At 63.1% G+C, this 26,368-nt stretch carries 25 protein-coding genes and 1 pseudogene; 18 read left to right on the top strand and 8 right to left on the bottom strand.

All coding sequences use genetic code 11. The features are described 5' to 3' along the window. The 8 genes from AC1Q6J_RS22035 to AC1Q6J_RS22000 form a co-directional block, all read right to left on the bottom strand. Nucleotides 1-913 (bottom strand): TrbL/VirB6 family protein (locus tag AC1Q6J_RS22035; RefSeq protein ID WP_492281285.1); only part of this gene is annotated, 913 nt, incomplete at its 3' end. Nucleotides 914-924: 11 nt separating this feature from the next. Then, nucleotides 925-1,173 (bottom strand): EexN family lipoprotein, encoded by a 249-nt coding sequence (locus AC1Q6J_RS22030; RefSeq protein ID WP_492281284.1) that lies wholly within the window; start codon nt 1,171-1,173, stop codon nt 925-927. Next, a complete protein-coding gene (gene virB5 / locus AC1Q6J_RS22025; RefSeq protein ID WP_492281283.1) occupies nt 1,170-1,892 on the bottom strand; it encodes a P-type DNA transfer protein VirB5 in 723 nt (240 codons plus the stop codon). Before virB5 ends, AC1Q6J_RS22030 begins: the two co-directional genes overlap by 4 nt. After that, on the bottom strand, nt 1,889-4,255 hold the full coding sequence (locus tag AC1Q6J_RS22020; protein ID WP_492281282.1) for a VirB4 family type IV secretion/conjugal transfer ATPase: 2,367 nt from the start codon (nt 4,253-4,255) through the stop codon (nt 1,889-1,891). Before AC1Q6J_RS22020 ends, virB5 begins: the two co-directional genes overlap by 4 nt. Beyond that, the gene (locus AC1Q6J_RS22015) at nt 4,248-4,586 is read right to left on the bottom strand and encodes a VirB3 family type IV secretion system protein (protein WP_492281281.1); all 339 of its coding nucleotides are present in this window, start codon (nt 4,584-4,586) and stop codon (nt 4,248-4,250) included. The genes AC1Q6J_RS22020 and AC1Q6J_RS22015 overlap by 8 nt, the downstream gene beginning before the upstream one ends. A gap of 15 nt (nt 4,587-4,601) precedes the next feature. Beyond that, entirely contained in the window at nt 4,602-4,898 is a 297-nt protein-coding gene (locus AC1Q6J_RS22010) for a TrbC/VirB2 family protein (RefSeq protein ID WP_492281280.1), read from the bottom strand. A 78-nt stretch (nt 4,899-4,976) separates the two neighbouring features. Continuing rightward, on the bottom strand, nt 4,977-5,543 hold the full coding sequence (locus AC1Q6J_RS22005; RefSeq protein ID WP_492281279.1) for a lysozyme family protein: 567 nt from the start codon (nt 5,541-5,543) through the stop codon (nt 4,977-4,979). Nucleotides 5,544-5,580: 37 nt separating this feature from the next. Next, nucleotides 5,581-6,273, bottom strand: coding sequence for an acyl-homoserine-lactone synthase (locus tag AC1Q6J_RS22000; protein WP_492281278.1), 693 nt, complete (start codon nt 6,271-6,273; stop codon nt 5,581-5,583). Nucleotides 6,274-6,425: 152 nt separating this feature from the next. Between AC1Q6J_RS22000 and AC1Q6J_RS21995 the strand changes: the two genes are divergently transcribed. The 18 genes and pseudogenes from AC1Q6J_RS21995 to AC1Q6J_RS21910 form a co-directional block, all read left to right on the top strand. Next, nucleotides 6,426-7,154, top strand: coding sequence for an autoinducer binding domain-containing protein (locus tag AC1Q6J_RS21995; protein WP_492281277.1), 729 nt, complete (start codon nt 6,426-6,428; stop codon nt 7,152-7,154). 394 nt (nt 7,155-7,548) lie between these two features. Further along, complete coding sequence (locus AC1Q6J_RS21990) at nt 7,549-9,039, top strand: replicative DNA helicase (RefSeq protein ID WP_492281276.1); 1,491 nt, start codon at nt 7,549-7,551, stop codon at nt 9,037-9,039. A gap of 378 nt (nt 9,040-9,417) precedes the next feature. Beyond that, nucleotides 9,418-9,594: a hypothetical protein gene (locus tag AC1Q6J_RS21985; protein ID WP_441519508.1), complete on the top strand. Its 177-nt coding sequence runs from the start codon at nt 9,418-9,420 to the stop codon at nt 9,592-9,594. A gap of 205 nt (nt 9,595-9,799) precedes the next feature. Next, a complete protein-coding gene (locus AC1Q6J_RS21980; RefSeq protein WP_492281275.1) occupies nt 9,800-10,687 on the top strand; it encodes a DUF3991 and toprim domain-containing protein in 888 nt (295 codons plus the stop codon). Between the two features lie 173 nt (nt 10,688-10,860). Continuing rightward, nucleotides 10,861-11,259: a hypothetical protein gene (locus tag AC1Q6J_RS21975; protein WP_492281274.1), complete on the top strand. Its 399-nt coding sequence runs from the start codon at nt 10,861-10,863 to the stop codon at nt 11,257-11,259. A 270-nt stretch (nt 11,260-11,529) separates the two neighbouring features. After that, on the top strand, nt 11,530-11,790 hold the full coding sequence (locus tag AC1Q6J_RS21970; RefSeq protein ID WP_492281273.1) for a DUF4326 domain-containing protein: 261 nt from the start codon (nt 11,530-11,532) through the stop codon (nt 11,788-11,790). 392 nt (nt 11,791-12,182) lie between these two features. Continuing rightward, nucleotides 12,183-12,380: a hypothetical protein gene (locus AC1Q6J_RS21965; protein ID WP_492281272.1), complete on the top strand. Its 198-nt coding sequence runs from the start codon at nt 12,183-12,185 to the stop codon at nt 12,378-12,380. A 367-nt stretch (nt 12,381-12,747) separates the two neighbouring features. Beyond that, on the top strand, nt 12,748-13,353 hold the full coding sequence (locus AC1Q6J_RS21960) for a DUF1419 domain-containing protein (RefSeq protein ID WP_492281271.1): 606 nt from the start codon (nt 12,748-12,750) through the stop codon (nt 13,351-13,353). 18 nt (nt 13,354-13,371) lie between these two features. Next, complete coding sequence (locus AC1Q6J_RS21955; protein ID WP_492281270.1) at nt 13,372-13,566, top strand: hypothetical protein; 195 nt, start codon at nt 13,372-13,374, stop codon at nt 13,564-13,566. A 107-nt stretch (nt 13,567-13,673) separates the two neighbouring features. Next, nucleotides 13,674-18,770: a helicase-like domain-containing protein gene (locus tag AC1Q6J_RS21950; RefSeq protein WP_492281269.1), complete on the top strand. Its 5,097-nt coding sequence runs from the start codon at nt 13,674-13,676 to the stop codon at nt 18,768-18,770. Between the two features lie 244 nt (nt 18,771-19,014). Beyond that, nucleotides 19,015-20,685 carry a ParB/RepB/Spo0J family partition protein gene (locus AC1Q6J_RS21945; RefSeq protein ID WP_492281268.1) on the top strand — a complete coding sequence of 557 codons (1,671 nt, stop codon included), beginning with the start codon at nt 19,015-19,017 and terminating at the stop codon, nt 20,683-20,685. A gap of 93 nt (nt 20,686-20,778) precedes the next feature. Next, nucleotides 20,779-21,252, top strand: coding sequence for a UCP036055 family protein (locus AC1Q6J_RS21940; RefSeq protein WP_492281267.1), 474 nt, complete (start codon nt 20,779-20,781; stop codon nt 21,250-21,252). Next, nucleotides 21,249-22,124, top strand: a complete 876-nt coding sequence (locus tag AC1Q6J_RS21935) for a DUF7007 domain-containing protein (RefSeq protein ID WP_492281266.1) — start codon at nt 21,249-21,251, stop codon at nt 22,122-22,124. Before AC1Q6J_RS21940 ends, AC1Q6J_RS21935 begins: the two co-directional genes overlap by 4 nt. A gap of 208 nt (nt 22,125-22,332) precedes the next feature. Continuing rightward, nucleotides 22,333-22,581 carry a hypothetical protein gene (locus AC1Q6J_RS21930; RefSeq protein WP_492281265.1) on the top strand — a complete coding sequence of 83 codons (249 nt, stop codon included), beginning with the start codon at nt 22,333-22,335 and terminating at the stop codon, nt 22,579-22,581. Then, entirely contained in the window at nt 22,581-22,943 is a 363-nt protein-coding gene (locus AC1Q6J_RS21925; protein ID WP_492281264.1) for a hypothetical protein, read from the top strand. The genes AC1Q6J_RS21930 and AC1Q6J_RS21925 overlap by 1 nt, the downstream gene beginning before the upstream one ends. A gap of 508 nt (nt 22,944-23,451) precedes the next feature. Further along, nucleotides 23,452-24,039, top strand: coding sequence for a hypothetical protein (locus AC1Q6J_RS21920; protein WP_492281263.1), 588 nt, complete (start codon nt 23,452-23,454; stop codon nt 24,037-24,039). 347 nt (nt 24,040-24,386) lie between these two features. Further along, nucleotides 24,387-25,313, top strand: a complete 927-nt coding sequence (locus AC1Q6J_RS21915; RefSeq protein WP_492281262.1) for an ArdC family protein — start codon at nt 24,387-24,389, stop codon at nt 25,311-25,313. A 117-nt stretch (nt 25,314-25,430) separates the two neighbouring features. Then, a pseudogene (locus tag AC1Q6J_RS21910) lies at nt 25,431-25,652 on the top strand (hypothetical protein); the annotation flags it as partial. Nucleotides 25,653-26,368: the final 716 nt, after the last annotated feature.

Genomic DNA, 26,368 nt, shown 5'->3' with positions numbered 1-26,368 from the left:
GGCCACGGCTGGCCGCCCCGCGTGCGCCGGCGTAGGCGCCGCCGGCTGCGGCCGTGGCGTTGGCGATCAGCGGGCTCGTCACTAGTCGGCTCGCGAGTGAGGCGCCACCTCCGGCGAGGCCGCCCGCGATAATCGGCAGTTGTAGTGCGATATAGCCGGAGAGACCGAGCACCGCGCTGATAGCGACCGCGGCAACCACCAATTCGCCAGCGGTTCCGGCGTTTGTTCCGAACTTGTCAATGAAACCGCTGACGGTGGTCAGCATCAGCCCCACTAAAGCCACGACCAACACCAGCAGGATCACGAAATTGGCGACCTGCCGTAGCCAAGCCTCTGTAAACGGACGCGTGGCCTCAAATAGTGCCAGCGCGATGAAGATCGGTCCGAGCGCGATTACAACGCCAAGACCAATTTTGGCATAGAGCAGGATCGCGAATTGGAGAAACGAGCCAACAGCGACAAAGACCAGAAGAATGGCCGCAATCAGCGCGGGGGCCACGTTGGTTATTCCTGCTTGATCGTAGATCTTGTTGGCGACGTCGATCCCTTTGGAGAGAAGCTGATCGAAAGGAGCTCCCGAACTGGTGTTCAGTCCCGAGCCCGCCAACGCATTGCCGATTTCCTTTGGCAAGGAGTCGAAAAACACACCGGTGACGTACTGCTGGAACGTACTGGAATTGGTCGCGAGCAGCACGACGATCACGATCCGCATTGCGCGCCAGGCAAATTCCACGATCGGTTCAGAAATGGCGCCGCGCATCACGGCGAAGCCGTACAGGATAACGTAGAGCATCACAGCGACGCGCAACGGACCGTCGATGTACGAGGCAAGATTCGACACCGAGGTCGATACGAAGGTCGTGATCGGTTGCTCGAACTCTTTTAAGAAGCTATCAAAGACATTTATGGCCATCGTGGCGGTCCTTATTTCAGCGCGTCTTTCATCTCTTGGACGGTGACCTTGTTGCGAGCCTCAACGGCGTTGACGCAATTGGGCGTTTTTGCGAGTTCACCGGGGTTGTCGCGGCATGCCCTGAGGGTCACCGCAAGCTCATCCCGATGATCGAAAAACCAGCCGACTGTTTTGGCTTGACGACTCGTGTCGACCTCATTGCAGCCAGCGAGACTGACGGCGGCAGCGGTTATCAGAAGTGTCGAAGCCATCGTCTTCATTGCAGGGCTGCCTTCATTTCATCGACGAGTCGGCGCTGCTTCTCGCGCTCCCGTTGTCCGTCCATGTCGATGCGGGCCTGCTGGATCATCGCAAGGCCTTGCATCCGGAGCACATCGTTCTGCAGAAGCGCCTGTTCGGCTTGCAGCCGCGCCGACAGATCCAAAATCTCCTTAACGTCGGTCGCCGAGCTGATGCGAGTTCTCAGTTCTTCGAGTGCATCGATACGCTGCGAGGCAGTGTCGTACACCGCCTGACCCATGGAGTGCTTGGCGCCGGTCTGCCGCGCGATCCGGTCGAGCTCGCTCTGGTAATAGGAATTGCCGCTGTTGCCCGCATAGGCGCGATTTTGCGAGAGATACTGATTGATCGAGCTTGCGAAGTTGCCGCTGCCCTGCCCCGCCACCAGCTTTTCGATATCGGAAAATTGTTGCGGCAGAACTTTGCGAAACTGCGGTGTGTTCAACAGTGCGCCAATGTCGTTGGCATTGGTCAGCTTGTTGAAACTGTCATAGAGCTGCTTGGCCTGGTTCAACTGGTCCTGCGCGACCTTGAGCTGGGACGTCAGGGTATCGACCTGCTTCTTCAATTCCGTCAGTTGCTCAAATTGCCGCGCAAAGACGTTAGGATCGAACACAATCTCCGCTCCTGCCGGAGATGCCATCAGGAGCGTCACGACTGACACGGACGCGAAAATCGCCGGCATACGCTGAACCATCATCGGACTTGCCTCCGCTCTGCGTGAAATACCGGCAGCCATTGGGCCGGATCGTCGCCGACCTCCTCTCGAATGCGATCGAGCAGTTCGACCGTTTCCGTCCGCCCCGACAACACGGCGAGTGCGTCGTCGAATCCGCCGAGATCGAGTTCCGCCACCACGGAATTGTGGCCTTGCTTGACGAGGAACCGCCGGCTTTCGGGAGCCAGCTCCTCTTTGATCAGACGGAACTCGGTGTCCGTGAGGTGGAAGCCGTCGACATAGTCCGATCGCGTTCCCCGCGCATTCGGTAGGAAAATCTGGGTTGGACATTGCTCCACGATGGTGTGCGCGATCGGCGACGCCAGCGCATCCCGGGGCGACTGGGTGCCGAACACCATGACGCCGTTCTGCTTGCGGATGGTTTTGAGCTTGTTGTTGGCGAGATCGCGAAACGCCTCGTCTCCCAGCGCCTTCCAGAACTCGTCGATGTCGATGATCAGGCGCCGGCCGTCGATGAGGCGCTCGACACGATGGAACAGATACATCATCAGCGGCGTGCGCACCGTCGGGTGATCGAGCAGATCCGTCATGTCGAAGCCGATGAAACGGGCATCGAGGCCAACGGCGTCCTGGTCGCCATCGAGCACCCAGCCGTAGGGGGCGCCGCGGCACCATCGCTCGAGCCGGGCGCCAATCCCCTCGCGATCCTGTTGGCCGAGAAAGGCCCGTAGCGCACCGAAGGAGCGCTCCTCTTGCCGGAGTTGGTCAAGCGCGCGCAACCCGGAATCGATTCGCTCCTCCTCAGTGACGGTCAGGGGACGGTTCTCGGGTGTGACGAGCTTCCGGACCAGTTCGCCCAGGAAGGAGAGGTTCGCTGGCGTCAGTTCCAGCGCCTTGAGCGGCGCGCAGCCGGTAGGGACGCCGTTGCGAAGCGTCAGATAAATACCGCCGGCAGCCCGGATGAAAATCTCGGCGCCGCGGTCCTTGTCGAAGAACACATAAGTGGCGCCGAGCCGCTCGGCCTGCGATAGCAGGAAATTTTGAACGACGGTTTTGCCCGATCCTGAAGGGCCGCAGATGAAGGTATTGCCGAGGTCGCCGTGATGGAACGAAAAGTAGAACGGCGAGCCGGACGCGGTCTTGAGCATCGCAACCGCCGGTCCCCAATGGTTGCCATCTGCCTTTCCGACGGGATAGGTGTGGAACGGGGAGAATGCCGCGAAATTGCGTGAGCTGATCGCACCGGCGCGGGCCCGGTATTTGAACAGTCCAGGAAGCTGCGCCCAATAGGCCGCCTCAAGCCCAAGGTCTTCGCGCGCGACCACGGCGCCCGCGTCGGCCAGGGCGCGCCGCGCCACGCTCATGTGCCGCTGCAACTGCGAAGGCGTATCGGCTGAGAGGAGCAGCGAGAGGTGATGATCACCGAGGGCAAACCGGTTGGATTCGAGGTCGTCGAGGGCGTCAGAGAGTTCGTCGATCTGCGAGGCCGCCGGATCCTGAGCCGAGACGAGCTGGTTCTGCTTGCGCGTCAGCACCGTTTTTGCGTCGGCCTTCGACAGAAAAGCAAAAGATTGCGTGAGGACGAGTTCAAAGGGAGCTGAAAGTAGCGCGTTCAACAGACCCGGCCGGGTGGACGCCGGATATTCCTTGATCCCGAACATGCCGGCGAAGCGTGATCCGCCCGCACTGCGTGTTTCGAGAGCTTCGCGGCCGAAGATGATGCGGTTCGTATAGAGCGCGGGCCCGATCGGTCCTTGCGGCAATGGCATTGGCATCCACTCGCCGGAGGTGACAGCGTGTAATAGCTCCATTGCTTCCGAAAACACGATGCCGTCGCGATCAACCAAACCGACGGCGCGAGCGCCGTAACGCTCAAGTGCCGCGACGACATCGCGCGTGGCATCGTCAAGTCGTTTCAAGGCCTCGCTGTCAACCTCCGCTGATTGGCCGGCCGCGCGGCCGAGCCGCTTGAAGAACGCCGCCGCTGCGTCCGTAGTCGCGCGGCCGGGATGCCATACCAGCGTCAAATAGAGGTCGTTGCGAAACAGCGCTTCGCTCCGAAGCCGCTCGCGATATTGCGCATCAAGCGCGGCCGAAAATGTCGAGCGGAAAGTGCCGCTCGGATAATCAGATGTCTGGCGACGGATCAAATGGGTCCACAACGCCAGCCGGTCGTCGGCGATATTGCGTAGCGTGAGATTGAGTTTTGCATGAAGGTCGTTCAGGTCGGCCGCCTCAGCCGTCTCAAATGAGGTGCCGTCGATCTTGACCACCGTGATCAAGGCGCGGGTCGAGAGGTTAATGACTGTATCGGTCACGTGCCGGCCGAACGGCAGATAGACATCGGACTCGATCTCGCGGGCCTTGAGCGCGGCGTTATGCATAACCTAAATCCCTCGCTCGATAACGCCGAACCAGCTTCAGCGGCGTGCAGGACGATCCGCCCCAAAACGGCGCGTTGCGCGTGCGGCCCCGGGTCTCGATCCAGGCGAGCAAAATCCGGAACATGTTCGGATCGTGCCGGCAGATGATCCGACAGAGGCCGTGGATCGGAAGCGCGACCAGGCCGTACAAAATGCTGCCGGCCACCAGGAACAGGATGCAGGAGAACATTACATTCAGCGCCATCGCCTCCATCGTGACGCCGGCGATCATGGCCGGGCGGGTGCAGGCAAGGAATAAAGTGTCCTCGGTGAGACGCATGGGCTCAGTCATGGGTGACCACGAGCATCAGCGACCCCCGGTCAAGGTCGAAACCACCTCGGAGGCGCCGAACGTAATGGCGACGCCAAGCACGACGTAGGCGGCCTTGCGCAGATCGAGATAACCAAACATCCAGGCGATGCCGACGATGATGACGGCCAGTGTCGCCAGCAGACGCGCGACGTTGCCGGTCAACATCGTGACGATGTTCTGCAACACGCCCTCGATATTCGCGGTCTGCGCCAGCGCCGGTTCGGTCAGTCCGACGCTGAGAACGAGTCCGATGCAAAGAAGCGCGGCGGATTGCTTGAGGCGAGAGGGCATGTGAAGGCTTCCTATGAGAGTTGCGGCCGAGCCGGCCCGGATCGCGCGTTTGTTGGAAATTTAGCGAGCAAGTCTTCCTCATCGCCCATAGACAAAGACTGACGTGCCCAGACCTGCGCGATAGGCGTCCCAGCTTGGGCGCTCCCTGGCGAGATCGGCACTGGAGGAAAGGTTGGCAGCGGGTTCGTCGGCAGGAGGTCGCGAGGGCACGTTACGTGACCCGGGTTCGGGCACTATGGGCTTGCTTCGCGCCGTAAAGCTCTTGACAGCATCTAATGCCCCTTTGTGAGAATCGCCTCCGTCCGCAATCGCTGTTTGAAACCGGACTTGAAACAATCGGCTGAGGCCCGCCACATGTTGGCAAGCGTCGAACGTCGTGGCTATCGTGAGACCTGCCAGCTTCATCTCTTCGCGATCGAGTTGACCGAGGCCAATTCGAACGGGCTTGCCGGTCGCCGCCGCTTCCGTCGCAAGCTGGATGGCCTCATTCCGGTCGGTCGCCTGAAGGCGGATCGGCTTGAGCTCGCCAAGGGAGATCAGGAAGGGCTCGAACGAACTCGCTTGTTGCACGATCGCGGTCAATGGTGCCGCCATGGCTGGCGATGCACATCGCTCAACAAGGGTGGCGAATGCAGCGGGATCCATTCTTCAGCCTCCGATCAGGATAAATCGACGATTGCGCTTAGGCAGCGAAGGCGAGAGACGCCGGGGTTTCGATGGCGGGTCTAGAAATGTTCCCTGCCGCCCGGATTGCTCCGAGAGCAACATCGGTGACCGGCAACAGCCCGGCGACGGCTTTGGTGGCTCCGATCTGGCGAGGTTCGCCGAGGCGATCGAGACCCCACCCAGCCCGGCGCAGGATTCGCTCCATTCGCAGATCCGTGACGGTTGCGATCGCCTGAAGGTCGTGCTGCTGACCCCATTCAATCATCGCCGCGAACAGCAGGAACGTCGCTTCCCTCAAACCATTCTGGGCTGTGGCCTCTACGTTTTTGGTATCAACGCAGAAACGCGAACTCTCCCAGATCCTGGTGCTTGTTGGGGCAGCCCGACCGTCCAACAAGACCGGAAACGTATCCGCGAGCATGTTGCGGCCGGTGGTCGGCAGCAGGCGGACACAACCGACAACGTCTTGCCGATCGATACCCAATAGATAAGTCGGCGACAGAGCATCGTATTGATCGACCTCGAGTCCCTCCGACACCGCGACATCCCATTCCAGCCGATCCCGAAAGACGCGCCGTCGCAGACGGTGCATCCCGAGCGTCAGCTCGGAATTCCGTAAGAGCGCCGGACGCGTGAGTGCGATGACATTCATTCTTGATCTCCAGCTGCGAATCACAGGTTCGAGATCCACGAAATCAGGAGCGGTCACGGCTTGAAGCTGTCAGTTTCGACAGGGTAGCGGGAAAACTGCGGCCTGCCCCAAAGCTGCCGCAAGGTCGCATTAGACGGCGCACACGCAGGACGCGAGTGTCGACGTAGTCGCGACACGTCGCGTTAGAATAATTATAAAGTTGAGGCGCAATGAAAGATGTCCAAAGGGCCTGCCATGAATTTGTCGATTGTCTTCACACTGCGCGCACCGAAGATGATTTCCGGCGCGTCGCGGAGCGGACCGCGCATGGATTGGGATTCCGGTGGTTTGCTTATTTCGGACGCGGCACGAATGCCGGTAATCTAATCTCGTCTTATCCGAAGAGCTGGACCGACCACTACTTCGATGAAAAATACGATGAGATCGACCCTGTTCTGCAGAAACCCCCAATCCCATGCCGAGTGCTTCCATGGGACGGACGAGCTGCGCGATCTGCGAAGTCCGCCAGAGAACGCCGTCTGTTTGACGACGCGCTCAGTTTCAAGATCAGGACAGGTTTGACGGTTCGGATTCCCGGCGGCAATGGACAATCCGCAGCGTTCACGCTGGCGGTGGATGACCGGAGCCTTGGACTCGACCGTTTCATTGAGACCTCCCAGGATCTCTTGCAAATGATCGGCCTTACTTACCACGCGCATGTGAGCGCCAGGATTGGACGAGCCTCGTTGACCGATCAGATGGGCACTCCCCTGACGCAGCGGGAACGGCAGTGTCTTGCATGGATCTCTCAGGGTAAAACGATGCAAGACATTGCATCACTTCTCGACGTCACGCCGCGGGGTGTGAAGTTCCATCTCGACAACGCGCGGCGAAATCTTGCCGCATTGTCCCTTCCCCACGCCGTTGCGCTCGCGATGCGTCAGGGGTTATTGCCGTAGGCTATGCGTGGGTCTGGGGTCATTGGCCGATCTCCGGCGCCTGCATCAAATCGGCCCACAGGATGTGCCGCTCACAGTTGTCGCACATACCCCCATTATCTGTGCTTGCGGGTTCGTCGAGAGAGCAATTGGGCGTCCCCCTGTGGGGCCGGGCTGGCGGCTGCGCTGAAGCCCCGCATGCGGGTCTTCCCCCTCGCGGGCGGCCATCCCTGACGCAAGCGGGGTGCGTGGCCCAATAGCCGCGAAGGCTGCCCTGATCTGGAAGGGTGCGAATCGATTGGTTTTACCTTCGTTGGCGCTACACTTCCCCACTGGAGGGCGATTCGTCGCCCATCCCTGCATGGTCCTTTTCGTAAGTCCTGCACTTCAACATTGGCTCGGTGGACCGACAAACGTGGCAGAAGCAGCATTCAAACTGAAACCATTGGAAGCTCCAATTTATCGCGAGCCGCCGCACAATATCGAAGCTGAACAAGCGCTACTCGGCGCCATACTGATCAACAACGACGCCCTTCATCGCGTTGCCGATTTCCTGAAGGCGAATCATTTCTTCGAGCCGCTGCACGGTGAAATTTACGGGGTGATGAGCGAGCTGATCCACTCAAACAAAATTGCCAATCCAATTACCCTTAAGACCTTCCTTCCCGCGACGCTCGACATTGCCGGACTATCTGTTGCGCAGTATCTCGCCCGCCTGGCTGCGGAAGCGACGACCGTCATCAATGCAGCCGATTACGGCCGAACGGTCTACGACCTCGCGGTGCGACGCGAGTTGATCAAGATCGCCGAGGACATGCTCAATGACGCATTTGACGCGGCCGTCGATTGCGCTCCGCAAGATCAGATCCAGCATGCCGAGCAGCTTCTGTATGAAATCGCCGAAACAGGACGCTATGGCGGCGGCTTCGAGACGTTTGAGACCGCGCTGGACAACGCCATTGACAGGGCCGCGCAAGCTTACCAGTCCGATGGCAGGCTCTCGGGGCTTGCCACCGGCCTCAAGGATCTTGATGCCAAAATGGGCGGTCTTCAACCAACGGACCTCATCATCATCGCCGGCAGGCCAGGCATGGGGAAGACGTCGCTCGCCACCAACATCGCATTCAACGTCGCAAGCGCCTACGACGCGACACAACAGGTCGACGGCTCGCTGAGGCCCGTCGCCGGGGGCATCGTCGCCTTCTTCTCACTGGAAATGTCGTCGGAACAGCTTGCCACCCGCGTGCTCTCCGAACAGGCGGAAGTCCCCTCCTCCAGCATCAGGCGTGGCGACATTGGCGAGACCGATTTCGGCAGGCTGCTCGACTACCGCCAGAAAATGCGCCGCCTGCCGCTCTTCATCGACCAGACCGGCGCGCTCTCCATCGCCCAGGTCGCGGCCCGCGCGCGCCGTCTGAAACGACAGCGAGGCCTGCACCTCATTGTCGTCGACTATGTTCAGCTCATGCAGGGCAAATCCCAGCGCGCCGCGCAGAATCGCGTTCAGGAAATCACCGAGATCACGACCGGGTTGAAAGCGCTGGCCAAGGAGCTCAACGTCCCGGTCGTTGCGCTGTCCCAGCTCTCGCGCGGGGTCGAGAACCGCGACGAAAAGCGGCCGCAACTCTCGGATTTGCGCGAGTCAGGCTCGATCGAACAAGACGCCGACGTCGTCATGTTCGTCTATCGCGAAGAGTATTATCTCAAGAACAAAGAGCCCAGGCCGGGCACCGAAGAACACCTCACCTGGGAATCCGAGATGAGGGACGCCCGCGGCAAAGCGGAGGTCATTATCGCGAAGCAACGGCACGGTCCGACCGGCACGGTGGCTATGACATTTCAAGGCGAATTCACCCGCTTCTTCGATCTGGCCGAACGCAGCCACTTGCCACACCAATCCACGTAAGTACCGGCTCTCGCTGCTCGATCACGCCTTGCTTTGCGGGTCGCTGCAAGGACCAGCTCGCACGCGTCAATCACCACTCAGTCTTCACCGGTCCAACGAAAGGCGGCAGTTGTTCTTGCGTGTTGATCACGAGGGGGCATAGACCCGCGGATGAAAGGTGTACGGTTCGGCAAGCCCTGCTTCCGGGAAGGACCGACCCCGCTCTCGAATGGGCTTTCCTTGGTTCAAGCGCGGCCTTCCACGATCAACCCGCAAGGGGTTCGCTACGCACGCGTGCGACCTCTTCGGCTTCGCCTGCGAGGTGACCGCGGCCTCCCCTGAACACGTCGGCGCCTGTCGAGCGGGGATGGTCCCCGCCACAAGACGGGAGCCCTCACGATGTCGCACAATCTCACCCTCGCACAGAATCACGCCTTCGATCTGGCCCGCACGCTGATGGTGCCGGTCGTCCTCTTTGAGGTTGATGACGAATTCGGCGTCATGGTCTCCAGCGAATACGACGGCGAAGAGAACGCCATCGTTCATGAATACGACCCCTGGTCCCCGGCTCATTGAGCCGGGTGACCGGCTGCCGCTGGCACCTTGCCGGCTGCAAGGGAAGCTTCGCCGCGCTCGTGATTCGCCGATTGATGGCTTATCAGCGCGCCCTTGCATCCGGCAGGCTTCGCGGCTGGTCGGGGATGTTCCGCAAGGTCTGGAACAAGCGAGACCAACCGAGGAAAGGGCCGGACGTCGCCTGGGGCGAGCCCGGTGAAGGAAGATGGACAAAAGAGAAATCGAAGGGTTGCGCGAAAAGGTCGGCTGCGCCGCCCTGCTCGAAAAAGAAGGCTGGAAAGTCGACATCAAGGAAAGCACCCGCCGCGCGATCAAATATCGACGCGACAGCAAGATCGTGATTGTCATCCATGACGGCCGCGGCTGGTTTGATCCGCTGTCGACCGCAAAAGGAGACGTGTTTTCGCTCGCCGAGCACCTCGGTGCCGGCGGCTTCAGCGACGCGTGCGATTGTGTCGCTGATGTCGTCGGCTTCATCCCGAGCGCGCCGGTCTGGCAACGTCCTGCCAAGCCGAAGGCGATTGGCTCTATCGCGGTCCGTTGGCGACATCGCTTTGGACCTCGGCCCGGCTCCCTGACCTGGCGTTATCTGACCGACGAACGGCATATCCCCGATCGCATCATCGCCGCTATTGTTGCCCATGGCCGGCTTCGGGAGGGTCCGCATGGCAGCATGTGGGCGGCGCACACAGATTCCGGCGACACCGTCACCGGCTGGGAAGAGCGCGGCCCGAGCTGGCGCGGCTTTGCGACCGGCGGCGCCAAGGAGCTGTTTCGCCTCGGTTCTTCCGATTGCGCACGCGTCTGCGTGACCGAAGCGGCGGTCGACGCCATGAGCCTGGCTGCGCTCGAAGAACTGCGTGATGACACGCTCTACGTCAGTACAGGAGGCGGATGGGCTCCGGCAACGGAGGACGCCATCCGCGCGCTTGCCAGACGCGCCAACGTGCTGCTGGTGGCCGCGACCGACAACAATCGGCAGGGCGAGGTGTATGCCAGGCGTATTCTGTCCATCGCGGAGGAAACCGGATCCCGTTTCGCGCGATCGCGGCCGCGGGCCGACGATTGGAACGAAGACCTTAGCGCCGCGTGAGGCGGCCAACAGCGAACGCGAAGGAGAATGCCAAGGGTAGGCATGGGTCCGTGCCGCACGCCCGCCCGGCGCGTCAAGGGAAGCTGCGCCCGCGTTCCGCGGCCCTTGACCCGCCGGACCGGAGATGCGGCCGCCCGAGGGTGTTTGCAACACCCACACGGGAGGGCCAACCCATGCCTGTTTTCACGATCGAAACAACCTATCGCCTGCCGGTCTATCGCCAGCAGACCTACGAGGCAGCAACGATGGAAGAGGCTTGTCGCCTTGCTGTCGACGGCGACGATTGGTCTGAGGAGAAATGCGACTACGAGTCCGCCGGCAAGACATATGTGACGGGCATCTGGTCTGGCGAGAATGCCGCCTACAGCGGAGCCGCACAGCCGATTCCCTCTCACTATGTCGAGATGCCGCAGCGCATCGCGTTGCATCTTGAGGTGCTGCTCGGCCTCGTCAAGGTTCTCGCGAGCCAAAGCGACACCGAGCAACTCGACCGCGCCTTCTGGCTCGAGCGCACGCAGCCAGCGATCGTCAAGGCGGAGGCGCTTCTCGCCGGCGGCCGCGAACCGGACTGACGAGGCTCGCGCGCGCTCCGCCTGACGGCGCAGCAATCGCGTGTGTCGCATCTGCAAACTCTGCCGCATCGCGCATTCGCGATCTGCGTATCGGTCGCGGACGTGCTGGACGCGGCGGCCCTCCGGTCAACGGGCAAGCCGTTCCCCATCGCGAGACGCGATTGGTGACTCTCGCGCCTGAACCCCGTCCTGCAGACCGCTCACCGCAACGGAGATCGAAAGGCGCTGTCGATGTGCAGGGTTCTCAACAAATATCACGCAGGCGTGCCCGTGGGCGCCGTCTATATCGGGCGCGGCAGCAAGTGGGGCAATCCGTTTCGGATCGGTCCGGACGGCGACCGCACAGCAGTGATAGCAAAATACGAGCGCTGGCTTGCGGATCAACATCAGATCTTGCGCGCGCTGGACGAATTACGGGGTCGCGATCTCGTCTGCTTCTGCGCGCCGGCGGCGTGCCACGGTGACCTCTTGCTGCGGCTCGCCAACGCGACGCGCGAGGAGCGCATCGCCTGGTGGCATCAGGCGGCCTAGTGTCTTCGCTTTCGTCATTCTGCTGCGCTCGCGGGTCTACGTGCCGCTTCCCTGACATGGTGCTGCTCGTCCTTGGAGCGCCAAGCGGGCAGAGACGCATCGGCTGATGACGCAGTCGGTTTACTCCGCATCCCGTGGCCGCGTGCTTGATCTCCCGGCGCGGTCCTGCGTAACCGTGGCTCCGGCATGGCGTTCCTCATGGCGGTCATCCAGCCCATTCCCGGAGCGTCAGGCCGAGACCATCCGTTCATTGCCGCCTTTCTAGGGGGCTCGTCGGCTGTGCCGGTCAACCCGCAAGGGGTTCCCCTCGCTACGCTCGGTGACCGCGCCGTCCAGCCCCCTCCTGTGGCGTCGTCGGGAATGGTCCCGACCAACTTCGGAAAGACTGGATCATGAGCAAGATCACCACACAGACGCCGCCATACCATCCCGACGATATCGTTGTTTGGGCGGATGGGGCCTGGGCGACGCTCGGAGAAGTGCGGAACGGCGAATTCAGCTGCCGATCCGATGATTTCGAAATCGTCCGTCTCGAAGACGCCGCGAGGTTGAAAGAGCTGGGGCTCGCAGATGAGTTCGATGTTCCCTGAGCCATCGAACTCCGGCCCCCGCGTGCTTGCGGCGGCCACCAGCGCCAGCGCTGCGAAGTCGAGGGCGGCGGCTCGCGAACGCGGCGCGCGATGCTCGGATCGCCTGGTGGCGTGTCTAGGCCGCTGCCTGAGGGCCCGCCTCGCCCGCTCGCCCCCCATGAAATGGAAGGAGGAGAACAGAAGGAGGAAAACCCCCGCTGCCGCATGCCCGGCCGGCGCGTCAAGGGTGAAGCTTCGCCCGCGTTCCGCGGCCCTTGACCCGCCGGACCGGAGAGGCGGCTGCCGAGAAGGTGTGACGAAGGACTGAAGTGATGAGGAGATCAGGCGGATCGCTCGCGCTTCAGCCGCAACAGGCCAGGAGCCGCTCATGCACACCTCATCCGCAATCCGCAAGATTTTCGAAGGCGTCGCGTCGCGCTGCGAAATGCACCATATGTTCCACCGTCATCGCGGCGCACCCGCCGTGGCTGACGGCGATGCGGGCGATCTGTTCGCCGGCGAGTGGTTCGAGATCGCCGAGCGCGACTACGAGTATATGCTCGATATCCTGCCGCCGCTGTTCATGCGCGGTGACATGTTCGCGCTCAGCGAATATATGACCGGCAGCGTTACCAGTGTCTTCTTCGCGCTCTTGATCGATAGCCGCACCCGGTGGTTTCACGGCTATTGCGACCTTTCCGATCGCGGCTCGCCCGATCGCATGAAGGCCGCCATCATCGACCGCGAGACGCGGCCGGTGCGCGCCATGACCCGCGAAGAGCGGCTTGAGCACATCTGGTCGAGCACGCATGACGATTATCGCGGCTTTGCAGGCGAGCGTTGGCCTGCCGCCATGCGCGGCAAGCGGACCGTTCTGGTCTATGGCGGTAGTCGCGGCACCGTTCTGAAACTGCTCGACGACCTCACGGACGACGAAGTATCGGCCAAGCTCCCCGTGCAGCTGCGTCATTTGCCACAGCCGGTCGCAGCGTGAACGAGAGGGAGTCCGTCCATGGAAGCGACCTATTCCCGCCTCGGCGTTTACGTTCACGCCCCTTGGCGTGTCGTCGTGCGCGCTGCGCGATCGCGGATCGCAAAACAACACCGCCATGATCCGGCGCTGAAGCAGGCGCGCAAGCGCTTTTATTGCGAAATGCTTGCCTGCCACGCCAGGCATCAGCATCTCGTCCGCTTGTTCCGGCTGTGACATCCGCTCAGAGCCGATCCTTCACCCTCCCCTTCACGCAATCGCGTCGCCTGCCGGGCCTGCTGCCGGCGGGACGTTGGCGTGCGCTCGTTCGACAGGAGCCTCTCATGGCGCAACACGATCCTTTTACGCTTGATCTCTTCGGCAACACGTCGCTCTCTTCGGGGCTCGGCCTCGGCGTCACGGCCTTTCCATCCACCTTTGCAACGGACGGCGACGACGGTGATGCGCCGCACCCTCCGGCGGTTGCGCGTATAGAACCGCCGGTTGATCGACCCACCACCCGAGCTAGGGTTGAGAATTTCTACCTCGCTGGAACGCGCGTCCTTGCGAAATCGTGGCGGGACAGGGCACGTGACAATCTCGCGGCGATCCGACTTGCGGCCGCGATCGTGGCCGGTCGGCGTTCCGCCACCGCCGACGAACAGGCGCAGCTCATTCGCTTCACCGGCTTCGGCGCGTCCGAGCTCGCCAATGGCGTTTTCAGGCGCCCGGGCGAAGATGATTTTCGCGACGGCTGGGAGGATATTGGCGCGGCGCTAGAGTCGGCTGTCGGCGCGGGGGACTACGCCTCGCTCGCACGCTGCACCCAGTACGCCCATTTCACGCCCGAATACATCGTGCGCGCGGTCTGGGCTGGCGTAGCGCGGCTCGGCTTTCGTGGTGGACGTGTGCTCGAGCCCGGCATCGGCACGGGCCTGTTTCCGGCGCTGATGCCGGAGAACCTGCGCGGGGCGTGCCATGTCACCGGCGTCGAACTCGATCCGATCACCGCGCGCATCGCAGCCTTGCTGCATCCTCGCGCCAACATCATCAACCAGGACTTCGCACGGACCGAACTCCACCAGTACTTTGATCTCGCGATCGGCAATCCGCCGTTTTCCGATCGCACGGTGCGCAGCGACCGAGCGTTCCGGTCCCCCAGCCTTCGGCTGCACGATTATTTCATCGTCAAGGCGATCGACCGGCTGAAGCCCGGAGGTCTCGCCGCTTTCGTGACCTCGCATGGCACGATGGACAAGGCAGACGCGAGAGCACGCGAGCAGATCGCTGGGACGGCAGATCTCGTCGCCGCCATCCGGCTGCCCGAGGGCAGCTTCCGCGCCGACGCCGGGACGGACGTTGGCGTCGACATCCTCTTCTTCCGGAAGCGCCGCGATGACGATGCTCCCGGCGACGATACCTGGCTCGATCTCGCCGAAATCCATCCCGCAACCGAGCACGAGGGCACCATCCGGGTGAACCGCCATTTCTCCGAGCATCCGGAGATGGTGCTCGGTGAGCATGCGCTTGGGTCTGGCCCCTACGGTGAGACGTACGCTTGCGTGCCGCGCCCGGCCCTCGTGCTCGAAGACGCGCTTACCGCCACCATCCTCCATCTTCCGAACGCCATCTACGATGGCGCTCCGGAGACGACCGGTTTCGATGCTGACGAGACGCCGACGGTTGTTGCAACCGCTGCCGGCGTCGGCATCCGCGAAGGAAGTTATTTCGTCGGCAAGAACACGGCGTTGATGCAGATGGTCGACCGCACAGCCGTCATCATCGCCGTGAAGAAGGGGAGGAATGCCGACGGCGTCTTTGCCAAGCATGCGCGGATCATTCGCAAGCTGATCCCGATCCGCGACGCCGTGCGCGAGATCTTGAAGTGCCAGGAGACCGACCAGCCGTGGAAGCAGGCACAGGTCCGGTTGCGCATCGCGTGGAGCTCTTTCGTCCGCGATTTCGGGCCGATCAACACCACGGTCGTATCGTCGCAGGAGGACGAAGAGAGCGGCGAAGTGCGCGAGACGCACCGCCGGCCCAATCTGGCTCCGTTCGCGGATGACCCGGATTGTTGGCTCGTCGCCTCGATCGAAGACTATGAGCTCGAGACCAACACGGCAAAACCCGGGCCGATCTTCACCGAACGCGTGATCGCGCCGCCACAGGCGCCCGTCATCGCCTCAGCCGCCGACGCACTCGCCGTCGTCCTGAACGAGCGAGGCTCGGTCGATCCCGATCACATCGCGGAGCTTCTGCACCGCAGCGTCGACGACGTGATCGGTGAACTCGGCGACGCTATCTTCCGCGATCCCGCAACCGGCGCGTGGCACACCGCCGACGCCTATCTCTCCGGTGCGGTCCGCTCGAAGCTCGCCACAGCGGAAGCCGCCGCGGCCCTCGACCCGGCCTATGCGCGTAATCTCGAAGCGCTCAGGCGCGTCCAGCCGGCCGACCTTCGCCCATCCGACATCACGGCGCGGCTTGGCGCCCCCTGGATCCCCGCCGCCGACATCATCGCCTTCGTGAAGGAGACGATGGATGCCGACATCACCATCCACCATATGCCCGAGCTCGCATGCTGGACCGTGAATGCGCGCCAGCTCGAATGGAGCGCCGCCGGCACCACCGACTGGGGCACCCATCGTCGCCACGCCGGACTTCTTCTGTCAGACGCGCTCAACTCGTCGATCCCGCAGGTCTTCGACACGGTCAAGGACGGCGACAGCGAGCGGCGCGTGCTCAACACCGTCGAAACGGAGGCGGCGAAAGACAAGCTCGCCAGGATCAAATCCGTGTTTCAGTCCTGGATCTGGTCCGATCCGGACCGAACCGATCGGTTGGCCCGGCTCTACAACGACACTTTCAACAACATCGTGCCCCGACATTTCAACGGGGATCATCTGCAGCTCCCGGGCGCCTCAGGCGCCTTTTCTCTATATGGGCACCAGAAGCGGGCGATCTGGCGGATCATCGCGTCGGGAAGCTGCTACGTCGCCCACGCCGTCGGCGCCGGCAAGACGCTGTCCATCGCGGCCGCGATCATGGAGCAGCGCCGGCTCGGCCTCGTCAACAAGGCGATGCTCGTCGTGCCCGGCCATTGCCTGGCGCAGGCGGCGCGGGAATTTCTTGCCCTGTATCCGAACGCCCGCATCCTCGTCGCGGATGAAACCAATTTCGTGAAGGAGAAGCGCCATCGTTTCCTCAGCCGCGCCGCCACGGCGAGCTGGGACGCGATCATCATCACCCACAGCGCCTTCAAGTTCATTCCCGTCCCGTCCGCCTTTGAGGCGCAGATGATCCAGGACGAGTTGGAGGCCTATGAAGAGCTCCTCGGCAAGGTCGACAGCCAGGACCGCCTCTCGCGCAAGCGCATCGAGCGGATGAAGGAGGGTCATCAGGAACGTCTCGAATCGCTGGCCTCGCGCAAGGACGATCTGCTGACGATCGCCGAAATCGGAATCGACCAGATCATCGTCGACGAGGCGCAGGAGTTCAGAAAACTGTCCTTCGCCACCAATATGACCAGCTTGCGCGGCGTCGACCCGAATGGCTCGCAGCGCGCCTGGGACCTCTATGTGAAGTCCCGCTTCCTCGATGTGAAGAATCCAGGGCGGGCACTGGTCTTGGCCTCGGGCACCCCGATCACCAACACGCTTGGCGAAATGTTCACCGTGCAACGGCTGATGGATCACGCCGCACTCGCGGAGCGCGGCCTGCACGAATTCGACGCCTGGGCCTCGACCTTCGGCGACACCTCGACCGAGCTCGAATTGCAGCCCTCCGGCAAATACCGCCCCGTCACGCGCTTCGCGCAGTTCGTCAACGTCCCCGAACTGATCGCGATGTTCCGCTCCTTCGCGGATGTGGTGTTGCCCGACGATCTGAAGGACTACGTCAAGGTGCCGGAGATCGCCGGCGGTAGACGGCAGATCGTCACGGCCGAGCCGACGGCCGCCTTCAAGGCCTACCAGCGCCTGCTCGACGAACGCATCAAGGCCATCGAGGAGCGGGACCGGGCGCCGGAACCGGGTGATGACATCCTTTTATCGGTGATTACCGACGGCCGCCACGCCGCGATCGACCTGCGCCTCGTCGATAGCGGACAGGAGAATGAGGAGGGCAACAAGCTCAACGCCCTCATCGCCAATGCTTTCCGCATCTGGCAAGAGACCAGCGGCGGGACCTATCTGCGGAAGGACGGCAAGGCCTACGACAAGTCCGGCGCCGGCCAGCTCATTTTCTCCGATCTCGGCACCATCAGCGTCGAGGCCAGCCGCGGCTTTTCTGCGTACCGCTGGATTCGCGATGAACTCGTGCGTCTCGGTGTGCCCCCCTCCGAGGTCGCGTACATGCAGGACCATAGGAAGTCCGAGGCCAAGCAGCGGCTCTTCAACGATTTCAATGCCGGCAAGGTCCGCGTTCTTCTTGGATCGAGCGATACGATGGGCACGGGCGTTAACGTTCAGCTTCGCCTCAAGGCGCTCCACCATCTCGACGTGCCGTGGCTCCCCTCGCAGATCGAGCAGCGCGAGGGCCGTATCGTGCGCCAAGGCAACCAGCATGACGAGGTCGAAATCTTCGCCTATGCCACGCTCGGCAGCCTCGATGCCACCATGTGGCAAAACAATGAGCGCAAGGCCCGCTTCATTGCCGCCGCGCTGTCAGGCGATACGAGCGTCCGCCGCCTCGAGGACCTGGGTGAAGGCCAGGCCAACCAGTTCGCCATGGCCAAGGCGATCGCATCCGGCGATCCACGCCTCATGCAGAAGGCGGGACTTGAGGCCGAGATCGCGCGCCTCGAACGGCTGCACGCGGCGCATATCGACGATCAGCATGCGATCCGGCGGCAAATTCGCGACGCCGATCGCGAGATCGAGATCTCGACGCGCCGCATCGGCAATATTGCTGAGGATATCGCCCGTCTCGTTCCGACTGGTGGCGATGCCTTCACGATGGCCGTCAACGGGACGCGCTTCGACGAGCGCAAGCTCGCTGGTCGCGCCTTGATGAAGGAGATTCTCACCCTCGTCCAGCTTCAGCACGAAGACGACGTGGTGATCGCCTCGATCGGCGGCTTCGACGTCACGTTCGAGGGCGAGCGTATCGGCCGAGACGGGTATCACTACGTGACCATGCTGCAGCGAACCGACGCACAGTTCGAGATCGAGCTCCCGATGACCGTGACGCCGCTCGGCGCGGTCGCTCGTCTTGAGCACGCACTGACAAATTTCGACAGTGAACAGGAGAACCATCGTCGGCGTCTTGCCGAAGCCGAGCGGCGCCTTGCCTCCTATCGCGGACGAGTCGGCGATGCCTTCGCCTTCGCTGCCGAACTCGATCTCAAGCGCGCGCAGCTTGCGGAGGTTGAGGCGAACCTCGCCGCTAGCGGTGAGGAAGCGGTGCAGTTGAAGGGCGAGGAAACCCGAAGAGCTGCGTGAGTAGGAAAACCTGCTCGCAGAACGGTCGGAGCGGCGCCGCTGAAGCTCAACCGACCGTCTCGCGATCCCAGCCACGGCGGGCTCGCAAAGCGCTGACGCGCTCCGCTCGCGCCTGCCGGGCAGGGATGCTCGGCGGCAGTTGCGCCGCTCCGCCCGCCCTGCGGGCCGAGAGGATGTCTTCGAGAAGAAGACGAGCGGACCCCCGAACGGGTGGTCCACAACCCCTGAAAATGGAGAGCATCCCATGGAACTGATGATGGTCGATCCGCGCGCCCTGAAGGAGAATCCCGATCAGATGCGCCGCTCGAAGTCTTCGCCGCAAGCCGATGCCTTGCTGCTGGCATCGATCAAGGCCGTCGGCATCGTGCAGCCGCCGGTGATCTTGCCGGAGCGCGATGGCGGCAACGGCTATGTGATTCACTTCGGGCATCGTCGCGTTGCGCAGGCGATTGTCGCCGACCTCACCGAAATCCGCGTTCTCGTCGCGGACCCCGACGCAGATCACGACGCGATGCGCGCCCTCGTCGAAAACGTCGCGCGCGAGCCGCTCAACCCCGTCGACCTCTGGCGCTCGATCGAGCGTCTGGTGGCACTCGGCTGGACCGAGGAATCGATTGCGTTGGCGCTTGCCTTGCCGGTGCGCCAGGTCCGCAAGCTCAGACTGCTCGCCAATGTGCTGCCGGCGATGCTCGACCAGATGGCGAAGGGCGACATGCCCGGTGAGCCGCAGCTCCGCATCATCGCCGCCGCGCCGATCGACGAGCAGACCGAGGTCTGGAAGAAATACAAGCCGCGGAAGGCAGATCCGCAGGTCTCCTGGCACGACGTCGCCCGCGCGCTGACGAAGACGCGTATGTATGCGCGCCACGCGAGCTTCGATGATGCGCTGGCTACGGCCTATGGCATCACATGGGTCGAGGACCTGTTCGCGCCGGCCGATGAGGACAGCCGCTACACCACCGATGTGGAGGCCTTCCTCGGCGCACAAAACGAGTGGATGACCAATCATCTGCCGAAGCGTGGCACCGTGATCGAGGTGAACGAGTGGGGCCAGCCCAAGCTGCCGCCCAAATCCGAGCGGGTCTGGGGCAAGCCGGGCAAGTCCGATTGCACCGGCTGGTATCTCGATCGCGACGGTCAGATTCAGTCCGTCGCTTATCGCATGCCGCAGGTGAAGAAGGCGAAGGGTAAAGCCGGCGAGGCCGAAGAGGCCGCAGCCGACGACATCGAAACCACGGCGAAGCCGCGGCCCGATGTGACGCGCAAGGGCATGGAGATGATTGGTGATCTGCGCACCGACGCCCTTCATGAAGCCCTCGCCCGGGCGCCGATCGAGGATGACACGCTCCTCGGGTTGCTCGTGCTGGCGTTCGCCGGCCAGAACGTCTCCATCGCCTCCGGCAACGCCGACGGCTATGCGCGAATTGGCCGACACGCCGCGCGACTGATCGGGGAGGACGGCAAACTCGCCTTCGATCGCGACACCCTGCAACAGGTCGCGCGTGCGACCCTGATCGACGTGCTGTCGTGCCGCGAGAATCGCTCGGACAGTGGTGTCGCGGCGCGCATGGCAGGCGATGCCATCGGCGCAGACACGTTCTTGCCGAACATGGCCACGGACGACTTTCTGTCGTGCCTGTCACGCACCGCGATCGAGGCTGCGTGCAAGGACACGTCGGTGCTTCCCCGCCAACGGGTCAAGGATACGCGCGCGGCGCTCGTTCAGCACTACGCCGAGAACCGCTTCGTGCATCCGGCCGCGTTGTTCGCTCCCGCGCCCGAGAAGGTCGCCGCTTGGACCGACAAACACGCCCTCGCCGAAGACGACGAGGAGGCCGGGGCGGATGCGTTGAATGATCCCGACGAGATCGAGGACGCGCACGCCGCGGACGGCTACGCCGAAGCCGCGGAATAGCGACCCCCCCCATCCTTCCATCCGATCGATCCCGCCGCCGGCTCCTCCGAGTCGGCGGCGGCTTTCGTTCTCAAGCCTACACAGGAGGACATCATGTCCGCACAACACATCTACGTTTCTGCTCCGCTCGGCTCGATCATTCGCTATTCAGACGGTACACCGAAGCCACCCGCACGGTTCAAGCGCAAGCTTGCCGCGTGGGAAAACAACAACAGCGGCGGGAGGCTGGTCAGGAAAACTCCGTCTCGCGATATGCCGAGCTGTTTTCTACCCGCCGGCATCACGCTGCATCAGGGCGATTTCGGCAGTGCCGGCGTCGTCGTTCTCAGGGTCTACAAGACCTTCTCGGTCCACTGCGCCCTCAAGTTCATCGTGACTGAACCTCCGAAGCCTGGCTCGGTTCGTGTTCTCGACCGCGAGGGCGAGGCGGCTGAGCTGCTCCACCTCGCCGCCGACCGTACCGCGGCGGAAGCATGGCTTGCCGCGCATCGCCATCCCGGCGCCGTGCTGGAAGACGTCACGACGGACGAGGTCGCCGCGGCTGCGATCGAAGGGAGGGCGGCATGAGCACGTCCCTCTGTCCCTCCTCGGCAAACGGCCAGAACCCCACACCGGCGGGGGTCATGTTCGCACGCACCCACGAAGGCCTCCTCGTGGCCAAGGTCGGCGACAGTGCGTTTGCCTTGTTGCCCGGCTCGGATGGCCGGTTCTTCCTGGCGTCGGCCTGGCGTCTTCGCGGCCCGATGGAAGAATGGAAACGCTCAGACTTCTACAGTCACGGCGGCGATCTCGAAGACGAGACCGCTTTCCGAGCGCGCGTTGCGGAAAACGCCGAGCACCAGCGCCAGCGCACCGCCTTGGCGCGGCGCGACGTCTCCTCGCGCGCGACGACGCCATGGGGGACTTCGCAGCACGCCACCATCTACGCCGACGGTGTCATCTGTCATTCGACGGCAAGCCATGGCGGCTTCCATCTCGATGCTGAGCATAACGCGAAGGTCCATCCCGGCCTTCGCACGCGCGGCGGCTGGTATGAGGAAGATTGCGCCTGGGCGGCCGTGGCGCAGGCCTTTCCCGAGCTATTCACGGACTATGAGCGGCGCTGCGCGGATCGGACCATCCGCGACTGGTACCCGGACGCCTGGGAAGCGATCCACGGAAAGCGCCTCAAGCCCGGTGAATCTCACGAGAAGGATCGTCGCGCCTTTGAACGTGATCACGCATCCGACTGGATCGTGATTTCGGCGATCCGGTGCGACCGGCACGCCGGCATGACCGAATGCGTCGCCACGCTCGGCGGCGATCGAGCCGCCCCCGAGCAGCGCCGCTACCTCGTCCCGTCCGACGAATATCACGTCGGTCGCTTCGGCTTCGTAATCGATGAGGCTCGCCACCGTCTCTACGCCGGTGCGTCGAGCCTCATTGGCTGGAAACGGTGAGGTGTCACATGCCCTGGCAACTCATCGCCATTGCCTTCGGATGGCGCGCGGCAACGGATGAAGACCGCGGCATGCCGCCCCTCGTCGTCTGGCACCCGCGCCTGCGACGTCATTTCACGGGCGCCGACGCCTGGAAGCGCGCGGTCCGCTTGTCCGTGCGTGCGCCGGACACATCCCTTCCTTCGCCGTCAAAAGTCAGGAGGCGTCCATGAATCCTCATCTCATCACCATTGACCTGCTGGTTGAAGCGCATGAGCACCCACAGGGCCAGGTCGCCGAGGCGCTGCAGGGCGTCCTCACGGACGAGATGCGCATACACACTGGGAGACGTTCGGCATTGATCGACTGGGTGATAGTCGGCGACGACATCGCGTCGTCGATCGTGCAGACCACGCTTCTCGACGAATATGCGCCCGACAGGATAGCGTTTCCCCACTGGTCATGGAGGGCATTCTGATGTCGCTTACGCCTCAATGGGCCTTACTCCTACGCATGGAAAATGCACTTCTCGAGACAACCCGTCATCTCGGCATCGTTGAACGGCAGATCGAAGCTCGCGCCGAGCGCATGACGATCACTTCCTGCACCAAGCGCCGGCAGTCCGGCCGTGGCACCTCAAGATGGACACGCGCGGACGAACGGGCTTTCCACGAAAATATCGCGGCACTCGCCCTCACGCGGCGCACCGAGATCGACGCGTTGATTCGCAAGCTCACACGGCAAGAGAGCGCGATTGCGGCGTTCCGGCGGCGCCACGGGATCGAGCCTGCGCTCAGAGACCTTGAGGCAACAGCCGGCACCATGACGATTGACGGCTAATCATGTCGCGGGGTATCGGCCAGCGCTTCTGCAGCGCAAGTCAGCCGGTCGAGTAACCCTTGAGCTCCGGCACCGCACGTACTGCGGCCAGCGCTCCCGGAGCAGAGCCTGCGAAAGATGACGTCCAGGCGCGCCACCTCGCCCGCGGCGGAGGAAGAAACGACGATAGCCAGCAAACCGGGCTGGACATGGATGCAGGTCATCTCGGCATTCATCCCGTTTGACGTCAACCCGTGCCGGTGCCCCCTCGGGTTTGCTGCGGTCTGAACCGTCGACGGCCCGCTTCAAGGGCAAGTCGCAGGCGATCGCCGCCCGCCGTCTCGCCATGGCCAGGCCGCGTCCTGCGCAGGGCCTTCGGCCCCGCTTGTCCGCACCCCGACCATGCTCGCCTTGACGGTCGACGCCCCTTGAAGCGGTCCGCTTGCGCCGGTTCTGGGGGACCGCACCCGAGGGGGCACCGGCACGAGCCGATCGCCTCTCCCGGCGAAACCGAGAAAAGGACCTCACCATGTCAAAGACCGCCCGTTCTCCTCGCTCATCTGCTGCCGTCGTTCCGCTCCGCCGCGGCACCACGCTCGAGATGGTCCGGCTCGCCTGTCCCGACGCAGCGCAGGCCAACCGCATCTCCGACAGCTTCGGCCTTGCTACGCTCGACAGCGACGGCATCCGTGACCTCCACGAACGGCTCATCATCGAGACCGCCCAAGCGCTGAAAGACGGCTTGAGCGAGCGCGCCATGCAAATCCACCTGCAGCGCATTGTCGGCGCCTATGTCGGATCGGCCCATGGTGCCGGCCAGTTCTACTCCCGCGCGGTGACCGAAGCGCGTGACGCGACCGCCAAGCTTGCCAACGACAGCCGCGACGAAGATCTCGACGGTCCCGTTGGTTTCGACAGCGCCGCGCAGCGCAAACGAGAATTCGCGGCCGACATGGCCCTCCAGGCCCACGCGCTCCGCATGGCGGCCGAGGGCGCCGTCACCGCCTACGAGCAGATCGTTGGCGAAACCTGGAAGCCGTTCGAACGGCAGATCGAGCACGCCGGCGAGACCGTCGGCCGCAAGGCTGCCAAACTTCAGATGGAGTCTTTCGGCTAGCCATTCGGGCGGGGCATGGCCCCGCCCTTTTCACTTCCGACGAAAAGGCCGGTCCTCGCGGGCCGGCCTTTTCGCATGTCACGCGCGGCGGCGGCGCTGCAATTTGAAAACCAATAGAAAAGCGAAGACCAGCCGACACCCATCGCGGTCCCCGTCCCGAGTGATGGTCCTGCTCCGGCTGGTTTGTCCGCGCAACGGCTTCGCCGTCCTCCACTGCGTTGCGGCCCTCCCAACAAACTCCGGTTTTGCGAATCGCGCCGATCCGGGTGCGCGGACCTCCCAGTCCTGCGCGGGCGGACCTCGTGACGGGGCCGCGATGGGCGCGGCCTCCAACGGAGGTCATGATCATGAGCCGAAAACAGGAAAAATCCCGCGCGGACATCTACGCGCGCATCACCGATCGCATCGTCGCCGATCTCGAGCACGGCGTTCGTCCATGGATGCGTCCATGGACTGTCGCCAACACCGCTGGCCGCATCACTCGGCCACTCCGCTGCAACGGCCAACCCTATAGCGGTGTGAACGTCATCCTGTTGTGGTCCGAGGCGGTCGCGCGCGGCTTCACCTCGCCGACCTGGATGACCTTCAAACAGGCGGCCGAACTGGGCGGCCATGTCCGCAAGGGCGAGACGGGCAGCACCGTGGTCTACGCCAATCGGTTTACAAAGACCGAGACGGACGGCAATGGCGATGAGGTCGAGCGCGATGTCCCGTTCCTCAAGGCCTATACCGTCTTCTGCGTCGATCAGATCGATGACCTGCCCGAAGACTATTACGGCCGTCCGGCGACTGTCTCAACGCCGATCGAACGCAACGCGCGCGCCGACGCGTTCTTTGCCAACACCGGCGCGGTCGTCCGCCATGGCGGCACGATGGCGTTCTATGCGCCCTCCTCCGATCATGTTCAGATGCCGCCGATCGAAAGTTTTCGCGACGCGAAGTCCTATGTCGCCGTCCGAGCGCATGAAACCGTTCACTGGACCGCTCCTTCTCACCGCGTCAATCGAGATCTCAGCCGGTACGGCAAGGATCGTAGCGAACGCGCGCGCGAGGAACTGATCGCCGAACTCGGGAGCTGCTTCCTTTGCGCGGACCTCGGCATCGTGCCCGAACTCGAACCGCGCCCGGATCACGCGAGCTACCTCGCGTCCTGGCTCGAGGTCTTGTCAAACGAGAAGCGCTTTATCTTCTCGGCCGCCGCGCATGCGCAACGCGCCGTCGCCTACCTGCACGGCCTCCAACCGAAAGCGTTCGAGGTCGGGGAAGCTGCATGATGAGCAGACAGCGAGTCGATCCCTGTCGACTTGCGACAGCTCTGCCCACTTCGAAGCACGATCAGGTTGCGGGCGCTCAGCCTCGGCGCCGGCATCCAGTCCACGACCCTCGCTCGTATGGCCACGCACGGCATCATCGATCCGATGCCAGACTATGCGGTCTTCGCAGACACCGGCTGGAAGCCGACCGTCGTTTACGATCACCTCGCCTCGCTGACATCGCCGAATGTATTGCCTTTTCCTGTCTACGTCGTATCGGCGGGCAACATTCGAGAGAATCTGATCAGCGCTGCTCGCGGTCAGCGGTGGGCATCCATCTCCGCCTTCACGCGCGCAGTGAACCAGCCTCGCCCTTCGGGGGTCTCGCCGGGGGTTTCCTCTCGTCAATTGTCGTGACCTGATACTCGGCCTTACCGAACTTCCTTCCCCAGGGGGCGCGTTCGGGCGCTAACGGATCGTCGCTCTATTGAGCGAAGGTCGCTCCCATCCGCAGTCTCGTTTGATAGGCCGCGCCCTGACGCCTGATCGAGAAGCGGCGCGGTCGTTCATTTTCAGTCGAGATCGCGACCAGCGGGGCTTGAAACATTGTGAGGTGTCCCCTGTTGGTGAAATGCGCGTCCGTCGCGCTGGCCCCGAAGGTCGTTGTCGTGTCACCAGGCCGTTTCATCAGTCTCGCCCACGGCGTCCTCGATTTGGCATGTCTGACCGAAGGCCGTCTTCGCTTTGCTCCGCCTCGCTCTTATCCCCGCAACATCCGGCCACGACTTTCTTCCCCTGGCCGCTGCGCGTCCATTCCTCGCGGAAATCAAGAAAGTCGTGGCCTGGCTGCCCTCTACTGCGTGCCGGCCCCTCTCGGGGTGCGGGTCGATCGCCTCCGGTCTGTAGCCAGCCATCGAGGCCGCGGTGGGCGCGGCCCGGAAAACTGAAAAGGACACGACAATGGCAACCATCGGCACCTTCACCTCGAACGGCAACGGCTTAGGTTACGCGCGAGAAGGTGTCCTTTAGCGCGCTGACTGTTGCGAGTTTTGCACGCAGACGTCCGGGTCAAGCGT

It is taken from the genome of Afipia sp. MLSD5-FHT05B12 (assembly GCF_058793355.1).
Note: the sequence above shows the minus strand (reverse complement) of the source record. Positions and strands in the feature narration are given on the sequence as shown.